The sequence below is a fragment of the Kitasatospora sp. NPDC127116 genome (assembly GCF_042677365.1).
GTDB classification, from domain to species: Bacteria; Actinomycetota; Actinomycetes; order Streptomycetales; family Streptomycetaceae; genus Kitasatospora; species Kitasatospora lactacystinica.
This window is the reverse complement of record NZ_JBHXTL010000030.1, coordinates 42635-53987: the sequence shown is the minus strand read 5'-3', so window position 1 is coordinate 53987 and position 11353 is coordinate 42635. Positions and strand designations below refer to the sequence as shown.

At 73.4% G+C, this 11353-nt stretch carries 8 protein-coding genes and 2 tRNA genes; 4 read left to right on the top strand and 6 right to left on the bottom strand.

Features of this window, described 5'->3' with window-relative positions; all coding sequences use genetic code 11:
* Nucleotides 1–189: 189 nt before the first annotated feature.
* Nucleotides 190–263: transfer RNA gene (locus ACFVHV_RS14980), tRNA-Lys, on the bottom strand.
* Between the two features lie 144 nt (nucleotides 264–407).
* Between ACFVHV_RS14980 and ACFVHV_RS14975 the strand changes: the two genes are divergently transcribed.
* A complete protein-coding gene (locus ACFVHV_RS14975; protein WP_380351463.1) occupies nucleotides 408–1196 on the top strand; it encodes a DUF998 domain-containing protein in 789 nt (262 codons plus the stop codon).
* Entirely contained in the window at nucleotides 1193–2077 is an 885-nt protein-coding gene (locus ACFVHV_RS14970) for an alpha/beta fold hydrolase (RefSeq protein ID WP_380351462.1), read from the top strand. Before ACFVHV_RS14975 ends, ACFVHV_RS14970 begins: the two co-directional genes overlap by 4 nt.
* Before the next feature lie 67 nt (nucleotides 2078–2144).
* Here ACFVHV_RS14970 and ACFVHV_RS14965 read toward each other — a convergent pair.
* The 4 genes from ACFVHV_RS14965 to ACFVHV_RS14950 all read right to left on the bottom strand — a co-directional run bounded on the left by ACFVHV_RS14965 (nucleotide 2145) and on the right by ACFVHV_RS14950 (nucleotide 6301).
* Nucleotides 2145–2218: transfer RNA gene (locus tag ACFVHV_RS14965), tRNA-Lys, on the bottom strand.
* 60 nt (nucleotides 2219–2278) lie between these two features.
* Nucleotides 2279–4360 (bottom strand): dipeptide ABC transporter ATP-binding protein, encoded by a 2082-nt coding sequence (locus tag ACFVHV_RS14960; RefSeq protein ID WP_380351460.1) that lies wholly within the window; start codon nucleotides 4358–4360, stop codon nucleotides 2279–2281.
* Nucleotides 4357–5304 (bottom strand): ABC transporter permease, encoded by a 948-nt coding sequence (locus ACFVHV_RS14955; protein WP_359901816.1) that lies wholly within the window; start codon nucleotides 5302–5304, stop codon nucleotides 4357–4359. Before ACFVHV_RS14955 ends, ACFVHV_RS14960 begins: the two co-directional genes overlap by 4 nt.
* A gap of 16 nt (nucleotides 5305–5320) precedes the next feature.
* A complete protein-coding gene (locus ACFVHV_RS14950; RefSeq protein ID WP_359901813.1) occupies nucleotides 5321–6301 on the bottom strand; it encodes an ABC transporter permease in 981 nt (326 codons plus the stop codon).
* A gap of 327 nt (nucleotides 6302–6628) precedes the next feature.
* Between ACFVHV_RS14950 and ACFVHV_RS14945 the strand changes: the two genes are divergently transcribed.
* Nucleotides 6629–8329: an ABC transporter family substrate-binding protein gene (locus tag ACFVHV_RS14945; RefSeq protein WP_380351458.1), complete on the top strand. Its 1701-nt coding sequence runs from the start codon at nucleotides 6629–6631 to the stop codon at nucleotides 8327–8329.
* 544 nt (nucleotides 8330–8873) lie between these two features.
* On the top strand, nucleotides 8874–10148 hold the full coding sequence (locus ACFVHV_RS14940) for a low temperature requirement protein A (RefSeq protein WP_359901807.1): 1275 nt from the start codon (nucleotides 8874–8876) through the stop codon (nucleotides 10146–10148).
* On the opposite strand, the gene ACFVHV_RS14935 is transcribed toward ACFVHV_RS14940, so the two are convergent.
* A complete protein-coding gene (locus tag ACFVHV_RS14935) occupies nucleotides 10145–11164 on the bottom strand; it encodes a LysR family transcriptional regulator (protein ID WP_380351457.1) in 1020 nt (339 codons plus the stop codon). The two genes, ACFVHV_RS14940 and ACFVHV_RS14935, sit on opposite strands and share 4 nt — an antisense overlap.
* Between the last annotated feature and the right edge of the window lie 189 nt (nucleotides 11165–11353).

Below are 11353 nucleotides of genomic sequence, written 5' to 3'. Positions count from 1 at the left end.
GGCACGGACGGGGACATCGGCGGTTGGGGACCTTTGTCCCGATTCAGGTTCTACTGCCCTGGACGAGCAGAATGGGCCGGATGGCTCCGGTGAATCGCCGATCGAGACCGACATCACACGCAAAACGGACGTCGGAGGCCAAAAAATCGGGGAGCCCCTCGCTGCTGCGAGAGGCTCCCCAACTGTCTGTGCGCCGCCAGGGACTCGAACCCCGGACCCGCTGATTAAGAGTCAGCTGCTCTAACCAACTGAGCTAGCGGCGCTTGCTGACCTGGAAAACAATACACGCTTCCGAGGGGTGCCTCGAACCGGCTGCGGGTCACCCCCGGACCACCCGGACAGCGGCTGCCCGACCTGCCCCTTTCCTTCCGGTTGGTCCGGAGTTCGCCGCTGGTTAGGGTGGAACGGTGCCCCGCCTCCAGCCCGGCCACCGCACCGCACGGACGGCGGTCGCCACCCTGCTGCTGCTCAGCGCCGTGGCGTACACCGCCTGGGTGCTGGAGGTCGTGCTGAGCACCGGGCTCGACCCGGTGCGGGCGTACATCAGCGAACTCGCCGCCGAGGACCAGCCGCTGGGCGGCCTGTTCCGGGCCACCGACCTGGCCGCCGGACTCTGCCTGCTCGCCGCCGCCGGCACCGCCCTCGCCACCGGGCGGGTCGGGGCCTCCCGCCGGCACCGCTGGGCGCTGGCCGGCTGGTCGGCGCTGGCCCTGTTCGGCGCCGCGACCGCCGCCGACTCCCGGCTGCCGCTCAGTTGCGCCCCCACCAGCGACGAGATGTGCGCCGCCCGGGAGACCGCCGGGCTGGTCCCCGCCACCCACACCGCGCACGCCGTCACCAGCAGCCTCGCCATGGCCGGGGCGCTCACCGCGCTGGTCTCGCTCACCGTGGCGGCCCGCCGCTACCGCTGGTGGCCGGGGGTGCGCCGGTTCGGGCCCTGGCTGCTGGGCGCCGAACTGCTCGCCACCGGCTGGAGCCTCGCCTCGATCGCCGCCTTCCAGGCCGGGCGCGGCACCTGGGCGCTCGGGGCCGGGCAGCGGCTGCAGGTGCTGCTGGTCGCGCTCTGGCTCGGCCTGCTGGCCCTGGACGTCGCCCGCTCCGCCCGCGCGGGCGCGCCCGACCCGTCGGACGGGGGCGCCGGGGACGGGGAGCGGTGCCCTCCGACCGGGCCGCTCCAGGAGCGCAGGCCGGCATGAGCACTCCCGGAACGCGGACCGCCGGCCGGGCGCGCTTCCTGCGCGTCGACGGGACCCCGCTGCACGTCCGCGTCGAGGGCAGTGGCCCGGTCTGCCTGCTCTCCGGCGGCCTCGGCAGCAGCTGGTTCGACTGGGACCTGGTCGTCCCCTTCCTCACCCCGTACCGCACCGTGGTCCGCTTCGACCGGCCCGGCTACGGGCTGAGCGCCCCCGAGCCCGCCACCGGGCGGCCCGCCCCGACGGCGGCCGGCGAGGCCGGACGCATCCGGGCGGTGCTGGACGGCCTGGGGCTGCGGGAGCCGTGCACCGTGGTCGGGCACTCGCTCGCGGGCTTCCACGTGGAGGCCTTCGCCCGGCTGCACCCCGAGCGGACCGCCGGGCTGGTGCTGGTGGACGGCAGTGTGGAGGCGGCGGCCCGGCCGTACCCGGCGCCCGGCGCGCGCGACCTCGCGGCCCGGGCGGTGGCCGGGGCCGCCACCGCCCTCGCCGTGCCCTACCTGCTGGGCCCGTCCGTCCGCCGGGCCACGGCCCGGCTGTCCACCGTCCGCCGTGAGGACCTCGCCCCGGCGCCGCTGGTGCGGCACTGCTACCGCACCGGGCGGGCCCTGCGCGCGCTGCTGCGGGAGAACGGCCGCTACCTCGACATAGCCGCCGAGCTGGACGGGCTGCGGAGCACCCGGCCGCTGGCGGAGGACCTGCCGATCACCGTGCTGGCCGCCGACGACGGCTGCCGGACCCGCCGCACCGAGGAGTGGCTGGCCCGGCAGCGGGAGCTGGCGGCGCTGCTCGGGGCGGACTTCCGCATCACCGCCCCGGCCGGGCACCTGGTGATGTTCGACCGCCCGGACGCGGTGGCCTCGGCCGTGCTCGACACCCGCTGAGCGGTCCTCCGGGGCCGGAAACGCCTCAGGCCGCCCACCGGAGTGGACGGCCTGAGACCTTGCCATGTGCGCCGCCAGGGACTCGAACCCCGGACCCGCTGATTAAGAGTCAGCTGCTCTAACCAACTGAGCTAGCGGCGCCTGCTGACGTCGAAGACTTTACACGGCGCCGACCGGATCCACCGAATCGTGTTCGAGTGATCACCCTGCGTAGTTTCCTCCGGGGTCCGGGTGGTGGCAGGCCGCGCTGTGGTCCGCCCCCGGCGCGCCCTCGACCAGGGCCGGCCGTTCCCGCTCGCAGCGGGCCCGGTCCGCCGGGGACGTCAGCCCGGCGTAGCGCGGGCAGCGGGTGCGGAAGACGCAGCCGGTGCGGCGCTCGGTGGGCGGGGGAGGATCGCCGGCCAGCAGGACGCGGTCGCGGGCGCGTTCGGCGGCGGGGTCGGGGAGCGGGACGGCCGAGAGCAGGGCGTGGGTGTACGGGTGGCGGGGGCGGTCGAAGACGGCGGCCACCTCGCCCTGCTCGACCGTCCGGCCGAGGTACATCACGCTGACCCGGTCGGCGAGGTGCCGGATCACCGAGAGGTCGTGCGAGACGAACAGGTAGGACAGGCCCAGTTCGGCCTTGAGCGCCTGGAGCAGGTTGAGCACGCCGGCCTGGATGGAGACGTCCAGCGCGGAGACCGGTTCGTCCAGCACCAGCAGGCCGGGCCGGACGGCGAGCGCCCGGGCGATGGAGACGCGCTGGCGCTGGCCGCCGGAGAACTGGTGCGGGTAGCGGACGGCGTGCTCCGGGTCGAGCCCGACCTGGCGCAGCAGCTCGGGTACCCGGCGGGCGATCTCCTCGCGCGGGGTGCGCTGGGCGAGCAGCGGTTCGGCGACGATGTCGCCGATCGGCATCCGGGGGTCCAGGCTGGCCATCGGGTCCTGGAAGACGATCTGCACCCGGGCGCGGAGCCGGTGGGCCTCGGCCCGGGTGAGGGCGGCGGTGTCCCGGCCGAACAGTTCGATCCGGCCGGTCTCCGGGGCGCCGAGCCGCAGCAGCTCGAACAGGGTGGTGGACTTGCCGGAGCCGGACTCGCCGACCAGGCCGAGGGTCTCACCCTCCCGCAGGTCCAGGTCGACGCCGTCCACCGCGTACACCTCGCCGACCTTGCGCTTGAACACGGTGCCCTTGAGCAGGGGAAACGTTTTTCCGAGGCCGCTCACCGACAGCACCGGCGTCCGGGCGGAGCGGTCGCCGGGGCCGACGGCGGTGGAGGGCAGCTCCGGGACGGGATAGACCTCGGCCGGCGCGGGCCGCCGCTCGGCGAGCTCCGCCGAGCGCACGCACGCCGACAGGTGGCCGTCCGCCCCCTCCAGGGCGGGCTCGGCCGTGGCGCAGCGCTCCTGCGCCAGCGGGCAGCGCGCCGCGAACGGGCAGCCAGGGGGCAGTTCGGCCATCGGCGCCGGGGTGCCGGGGATCGGCACGAGCGGACCGCCGCGCCCGTCCAGCCGGGGCAGCGCGCCGATCAGGCCGAGCGAGTAGGGGTGGCGGGGGGCCGCGAACAGTTCGTCGACCCCGGCCGTCTCGACCACCCGTCCGGCGTACATCACCGCGACCCGGTCGGCCGTTCCGGCGATCACCCCGAGGTCGTGGCTGACCAGGACGAGGGCCGCGCCGGTCTCCTGCCGGGCGGTGCGCAGCACGTCCAGCACCTGGGCCTGGATGGTGACGTCGAGCGCGGTGGTGGGCTCGTCGGCGAGCAGGATGTCGGGTTCGTTGGCGACCGCCATGGCGATCATCGCGCGTTGGCGCATGCCGCCGGAGAACTCGTGCGGGAAGCTGTCCAGGGCCCGGTCGGGCGCCGGGATGCCGACCAGGTCCAGGAGTTCGGCGGCCCGGCGGCGCGCGGCGGCCTTGTCCACCCGCTGGTGGATGCGGACCGCCTCGGCTATCTGGTCGCCGATCCGGTAGACCGGGGTGAAGGCGGAGAGCGGGTCCTGGAAGACCATGGCGATCCGGCGGCCGCGGATCGCGGCGAGCTCCCGGCCCGGCAGCCCGACCAGTTCCCGTCCGTCCAGCCGCACCGAGCCGCTGACGCTCGCCGTGCCGGGCAGCAGCCCGAGCACGGACAGCGCGGTGACGGACTTGCCGGAGCCGGACTCGCCGACGATGCCGAGGGTTTCGCCGCGCCGCAGGGTGATGTCCACCCCGCGGACGGCGGGGACCGGGCCGTCGGGCCCGGCGAAGTCCACCCGCAGGTCCCGGACGGCGAGCAGCGGGGTTTCGACGGTGGTGGTCACGGGTGCTTCCTACGGCCGGCGGAACGACGGGTACGGGGCGAACGGCGGGGCGCGACCCCGGAGGTGGGGTCGAGCGCGTCGCGCAGCCCGTCCCCGATCAGGTTGACGGCGAGGACGAACAGCACCAGCAGGGCGGCGGCGAAGTAGAACAGCCAGGGGAACACCGGGGCCTCACCGGTTCCGGCGGCGAGCAGGGTGCCGAGCGAGACGTCCGGCGGCTTGACCCCGAAGCCGAAGTAGGAGAGCGCGGTCTCGCTCATCACGGCGCCGCCGACCGCGATGGTGGCGTCGATGATGAGGAAGGAGGCGACGTTCGGCAGGATGTGCCGGCTGATGATCCGCAGCGGCCGCACCCCCATGAAGCGGGCGGCGCGGACGAATTCGCGCTCGCGCAGCGAGATGGTCATCGAGCGGACCACCCGGGCGGTGATCATCCAGTTGAACAGGGCGAGCAGCAGGACGAAGGCGATCCAGCCGGCGCTCTTCAGCCGGGCCGAGACGATGGTGATGATCAGGAAGGCGGGGAAGACCAGCAGCAGGTCCACCAGGAACATCAGCGCCCGGTCGGCCCAGCCGCCGAAGTAGCCGGCGCAGGCGCCGACCACGGAGGCCAGCACGGTGGAGAACAGCGCCACCAGCAGGCCGATGACCAGCGACTTCTGCAGGCCGCGGACGGTCTGCGCGAAGACGTCCTGACCGACCCCGTTGGTGCCGAACCAGTGCTCGGCGGAGGGGGGTTGGTGCAGTGCGGAGAAGTCGGGAGTGGCGTAGTCCCAGGGTGTGAGGTACGGGCCGCCGAAGGCGAGCAGGAACAGCAGCAGGACGACGACGGTCCCGGCGACGGCGCCGCGGGCGGCGAGCAGCCGGTTGAGCACGAGGCGTCCGCGACCGGCGGTCCGGGGGCCGGTGGCCGGGGCGGAGGGATCGGCGACGGTGGTGGTCATCTCAGGTCACCTCCGGTCAGGACCGCACGCGCGGGTCGAGGGCGGCGTGCAGGGTGTCGGCGAGGAAGCCGGAGGCGAGGACGACGACGGCGGTGAACAGGTTGACGGCCACCACGGAGTTGACGTCCTGTTCGTTGATCGACTGGATCAGCCACTCGCCCATGCCGTGCCAGCCGAAGATCGTCTCGGTGAAGATCGCGCCGGTGAAGATGCCCAGGAAGCTGTAGGCGAACATGGTCGACATCGGGATCACCGCGGTGCGCAGTCCGTGCTTGAGCAGCGCCCGGCCGCGGGTCAGACCCTTGGCCTCGGCGGTGCGCAGGTAGTCCGAGCCGAGCACGTCGAGCATGGTGCCGCGCTGGTAGCGGCTGTACGTGGCGAGGCCGCCGAGGGCCAGCGAGATCGTGGGCAGCAGCAGGTGCAGCGCCCAGTCGGCGAGGTGGGTGCCGAGGCCGCCGGTGAGCCCGGGGGTCTCGTAGCCGGTGAACGGGATCACCTCGTGGCCGACCGCGTCCTTGGCGGTGATCGCGCCGTTCTTGAGGATCAGCGCGACCAGGAAGACCGGGGTGGAGAGCAGGACGAAGGACAGCACGGTGAGCAGCCGGTCGGAGACCCGGTACTGGCGCACCGCGCTCCAGGCCCCGGCCGCGACGCCCAGGACCATGCCGAGCAGGCTGCCGATCAGCAGCAGGCGAAGCGAGACCCAGACCCGGCGGCCGAAGTCGTCGGTGACCGGGGTGTCGTGGATGGTCCGGCCGAGGTCGCCGTGGAGCAGCCCGCCGGCCCAGTGGCCGAAGCGCTCGACGACCGGGGTGCGGTCGTTCAGGTTGAGCGCGGTGAGCTGGCGTTCGACCGATTCGGCGGCCGGGCGGGGGACCTTGGCGTCGAAGTAGGTGCGCGGCTGCAGGGCGGTCGCGGAGATCGCGTACGCCAGGAAGACGGCGGCGATCAGCAGCACCGCGTAGTAGCCCAGGCGTTTCGCCAGGTAGCGGAGCATCAACGGCCGCCCGCTGCGGTGCGGGTGGGGCCGACGCGTCTGGTGGGCATCGGTTGGCCTTCGGTCCGGGCCCGTTCGGGCGTCAGTCGGGTGGTCTGGCAAGGGAGTTGGGAAAGCGCAGGTCAGAGTGAAGCACCGGGGCACTGAGCTGGTGTTGCGTCCGTGTTGCCGTGTGTGACTTTTGGATCAGACGTGCGCTCCTCCCCCTGGTGGTCGGTCTGATCCGCTGTTACGTTCTGCTCGCTCGATGCCGAATTGGCTGCCCACGCTCAAGCCTCGTCACACCTCGCGCGCCCCACATCCCGTCATCGATCCCAGGGGACCCTCATGGACGCTTCCACCACGGCCGGCCGTCTCGGCCGGGCGGCCGCCCTCGCCGTCGCCGTCGCGCTCGCGGTCACCGCGTGCACCTCGGGCGGGGGTGGCTCCGTCGACGGCGCGGCCAGGAGCGAGCCGCCGGGGCAGGGCTCCAACGACCTCAACCCCAAGCCGCTGGACCAGATCAAGGACGGCGGCGAGGTGCGCTTCCCGCTGTACCAGTGGATCACCCAGTGGAATCCGCTGCAGGTGGACGGCTACTACGGTTCCGCGGTCTCGATCATGCGCAACCTGGAGCCTTCGCTCTTCACCACGGACGCCGCCGGCACCTTCCTGCCCGACCCGGACTACCTGGTGGACGCCAAGGTCACCTCGACCTCGCCGCAGGTGGTCACCTACAAGCTCAACCCCAAGGCCAAGTGGTCGGACGGCAAGCCGCTGAGCTACCTGGACTTCAAGGCCGACTGGCAGGCCGCGAGCGGCAAGGACCCGGCGTACAACCTCTCCGACCCGTCCGGCTACGAGCAGATCTCCGCGGTCGAGCAGGGCGCCGACCCGAGCGAGGTCAAGGTCACCTTCGCCGAGCCGTACGCCGACTGGCAGAACCTGTTCCGCCCGCTGATGCCGGCGGCCGGCATCTCCACCCCGGACGACTTCAACAAGGGCTGGGTGGAGAAGATCCCGATCACCGCGGGCGCGCTGAAGGTCGGCACGGCGGACAAGACCGCGCAGACCCTGACCCTCGTCCCGGACCCGGCCTGGTGGGGCACCAGGGCCAAGGTCGACAAGGTGACCTTCCGGGTGATGTCCCAGGCGGCGACGACCCAGGCGTACCTCAACAACGAGATCGACTACGCCGCGGCCGGCACCGCCACCGCGTACGGGCAGCTCAAGGGCGCCAAGGACACCGTGATCCGGGCCGCCAGCCCGTGGGACGAGGTGCACATCTCCTTCGGCGGCACCGGCGCGCTGGAGGACCCGAGGGTCCGCCAGGCGCTCGGCAGGGCGCTGGACCGCTCGGCGCTGATCAAGATCGCCAACAACGGGGTGCCGGTGGAGTTCAAGCCGCTCGGCAACCACATCTTCATGCCCAACCAGACCGGGTACCAGGACACCTCCGGCGACTGGGCGAAGTTCGACCCGGCCGCGGCCAAGAAGCTGCTGGACGAGGCGGGCTGGAAGGAGTCCGGCGGCCAGCCGCGGACCAAGGACGGCCGGCCGCTGGAACTGCACTGGGTGCTCAACGACTCCACGCCGCAGGCCCAGATCGACCTGGCCACCGCGGCGGTGGCGATGTGGCAGGCGGTCGGGGTCAAGGTCAGCCTGGACAAGGTGGCGGCCAACGACTTCTTCACCAAGTACGTGAACCCGGGCAAGTTCGAGATCGCGAGCTGGCGCAACACCGACTCCTTCCCGCTGTCCAAGAGCCTGACCAACTTCCGGCTGCCGGTGGGCGACAACAGCTTCAGCAACCCCTCGCGCCTGGGCAGCCAGGAGATCGACGACCTGCTGAAGAAGGCGGCCGGGACGGTCGACCCGCAGGAGGCGGCGAAGCTCTACAACCAGGCGGACGCGAAGATCTGGGAACTCGGCCACACCGTCGAGCTCTACCAGCGGCCGGAGGTGGTGGCGACCCGCAAGGGCCTGGCCAACTACGGGGCCTTCGGCCTGGCGGGGGAGGACTACAGCAGGATCGGCTGGGAGAAGTAGCCGCCGCCGGGACGGGACGGGCCGCACGGCAGGCGCTGGCGAGCAGCGCGGTGATCACGAGGCCGGTGGCGCGGACGCGGGAGGATCGGCTCTGCCGCCCCCGCTGTCCCGCCACCCGCCTTGACCTTCCGCGTTGCCCGCAGGCCGCCCGTGTCATGGGGCCCGGCAGGGCCCGCGCTCTTCCAACCGGGGAAGAATCTAGCGGCGCGCCGGTCGCCCGAGGGGCAGCGCGCGGGGCGCGCCCGGAAACCCGCCGCGCTGTCACCCGGTTCGCGCACCGGAGCGTCAACTGGGGCTGACGGCAAGGAAAAAAGGGACATTCAGGGCCATCGTGACCGGGGGCGCGCGGGGTTCTCGCTACGCGCCCGAGCGTGCACACCTGCCCTGCCCGAGCCTGCCCCCTGCCCTGCCCGAGCCTGCCGTGCCCGAGCGTGCACACGGCCCTGCCGGCGCGTGCACACCTGCCGTGCCGGTGCGTGCACCGGGCCGGAGGCGCTGCCAGGATGCGCGGGACGACCCCCTCCCGACTCCCGGAGCAGCTCCGATGGTCAGTGACCCCGCAGCCGCGGCACCCCCCGGCCACCCCGTCGACCCGCCGCCGGTGCGCCGGATGGTCCCGCGCGACCGGCACGAGCCGCACCGGGTCGCCACCCCGCTGGAGCTCTTCTTCGACCTCTGCTTCGTGGTCGCGGTGGGCCAGGCCGGGCGCGAACTGGCCCACTCCCTGGCGGCCGGGCACTACGGCGAGGGCCTGCACGGCTACACGCTGACCTTCTTCGCGATCTGGTGGGCCTGGATGAACTTCACCTGGTTCGCCTCCGCGTACGACGTCGACGACGTGCCGTACCGGGTCACCACGCTGGTGCAGATCGCCGGGGTGCTGATCCTCGCCGCCGGGGTGCCGCGGCTGTTCGCCACCCAGGACCTGACGCTGTCGATCGTCGGCTACGTGGTGATGCGCCTGGCGATGGTCACCCAGTGGCTGCGCGCGGCCGCCGGCGAACAGGGCCTGGCGCGCCGGGTCGCGCTGGGCTACGCGGCGGGGATCACGCTCTGTCAGGTCGGCTGGGTGGTGGTGCTGTTCCTGCCGCCCGGCGTCCGGTCGTACGTCATCCCGGTCGGGGTGCTGTGCGAGCTGGCCGTGCCGGTGGTCGCCGAGCTGCGGATGCGGACCTCCTGGCACCCGCACCACATCGCCGAGCGGTACGGGCTGTTCACCCTGATCGTGCTCGGGGAGACGGTGGCGGCCGCGACCGTCGCGGTGCAGTCGGCGGTGGACGAGCACGAGAGCCCGGGGCGGCTGGTGCCGGTCGCGGTCGGCGGGCTGCTGATCTGCTTCTCGGCCTGGTGGATCTACTTCGCCCGGTCCGTCCACGAGCACCTGCGGTCCAACCGGCAGGCACTGGTCTGGGGGTACGGGCACTACCTGGTGTTCGGCTCGGCGGCGGCGATCGGCACCGGGCTGGAGGTCGCGGTGGAGTCGGCGGTGCACAAGGCGCACATCTCGGAGACCGCCGCCACCGCGACGGTCACCGTGCCCACCGCGCTCTACCTGTTCACGGTCTGGTTCCTGCACTCCCGGCACACCAAGCGGGGCGCGGCGGCCCAGGCGGTGGCGCCGACGGGGGCCGTGCTGGTGCTGGCCTGCACCGCGCTCGGCGGCTCCGGGGTGCTCGCGGCGGGCCTGGTCTGCGCGCTGATGATCGCGGTGGGCGTGCTGATCCACGGCCGGGAGAGCAAGCGGGCGGGTGCCGGCGGGCCGGGCGTCGGCGGCGCGAGTGCCGGCGGGCCGGGCGTCGGCGGGGTGGGCGCACGCTAGCCGACCCGCTCCAGCAGCACCGGCTCGTGCCGGGCCAGCCAGTCCAGGTAGGCGGGGTTGACCTTGGCCAGATCCAGGTAGGCGGCCCGCAGTTCGCCGTACAGCGCGTCCAGCGCGGGCGGGCTGAGCACGCACGGACGCCAGGTGAACAGCAGCCGGACGGCCAGCGGGTCCCCGTGCACCGGGCGGACCACGGTGCCGGGCCCGGGCAGCGAGGTCGGCTGGCATGGGCGGACGGCCTCGCCGGAGGCGACCAGCTCGGCGGCGGTGGCGTTGTCCCGCACCTGCACCACCCGGGGGTTGAGCCCGGCCTCGCTGAACACCCGGCGCATCGCCGCGTACTCGTGGTCGGCGGTCGGGTCGACCATCCAGGTGTCCTCGGCGAGGTCGGCCAGGTGGACGACCGGCCGGGCGGCGGCCGGGTGCCCGGCCGCGAGCGCGACGAACTGCGGCTCCCGGGCCATCAGCACCCGCTGCTCGGCGTCCGGCGGCACCCGCAGCGGGAAGCCCTCGCTCTCGTACACGAAGGCCACGTCCAGCTGGTCGGCGGCGACCATCCGCAGCAGCGCGCTGGCCGAGACGTCCACGTGGATGGTGGTGTCGGTGTCCGGCAGCCGCTCGTGCACCCGGCGCAGCCAGGCCGCGACCGCCCGGCTGCCGACGCTGCCGATCCGCAGCCGCCGCTGCCGGCCGGGCCCGGCCGCGTCCCGGGCCTCCTGGCGGGCGGCGGTCACCAGGGCGGCCATCTCGGTGATCACCGGCCGGGCCCGGGAGAGCACCGAGTGACCGAGCGCGGTCGGCCTGCTGCCGGTCTGCTCGCGGGTGAACAGGGTGCCGCCGATGGCCCGTTCGATCCGGTGCAGCTGGGTGGTGAGGGAGGGCTGGGTCATGCCGAGCTGGAGCGCGGCCTTGCGGAGGCTGCCGCTGTCGGCGATCGCGCACAGCACCCGGAGGTGTCTCACGTCGAGCTCCACGTCCGGAGCATAGACGCCGCCGCACCGCCTCGCCAAGGACATGACAGGCATTCAAGGGCATGCCGAAGGGCCGGTCGGCGGATCGACCGGCGGACCGACCGGCGTATCGACCGGCGGATCGACCGGCGCGGCGCGCGGCGGACCCGGCCGCTATGCGGCCGAGCTATCGCCGGTTGGCATCATCCGCGAGGGCCCCGGGCGGGTCGAAGCTCGGGGGCAGCAACCCGCCCC

Excerpts from the sequence above, each read along its gene's own strand:
- ACFVHV_RS14950 (WP_359901813.1), bottom strand. The coding sequence starts at position 6,301 with ATGCTCCGCTACCTGGCGAAACGCCTGGGCTACTACGCGGTGCTGCTG.
- ACFVHV_RS14955 (WP_359901816.1), bottom strand. The coding sequence starts at position 5,304 with ATGACCACCACCGTCGCCGATCCCTCCGCCCCGGCCACCGGCCCCCGG.
- ACFVHV_RS14940 (WP_359901807.1), top strand. The coding sequence starts at position 8,874 with ATGGTCAGTGACCCCGCAGCCGCGGCACCCCCCGGCCACCCCGTCGAC.
- ACFVHV_RS14945 (WP_380351458.1), top strand. The coding sequence starts at position 6,629 with ATGGACGCTTCCACCACGGCCGGCCGTCTCGGCCGGGCGGCCGCCCTC.
- ACFVHV_RS14935 (WP_380351457.1), bottom strand. The coding sequence starts at position 11,164 with ATGTCCTTGGCGAGGCGGTGCGGCGGCGTCTATGCTCCGGACGTGGAG.
- ACFVHV_RS14970 (WP_380351462.1), top strand. The coding sequence starts at position 1,193 with ATGAGCACTCCCGGAACGCGGACCGCCGGCCGGGCGCGCTTCCTGCGC.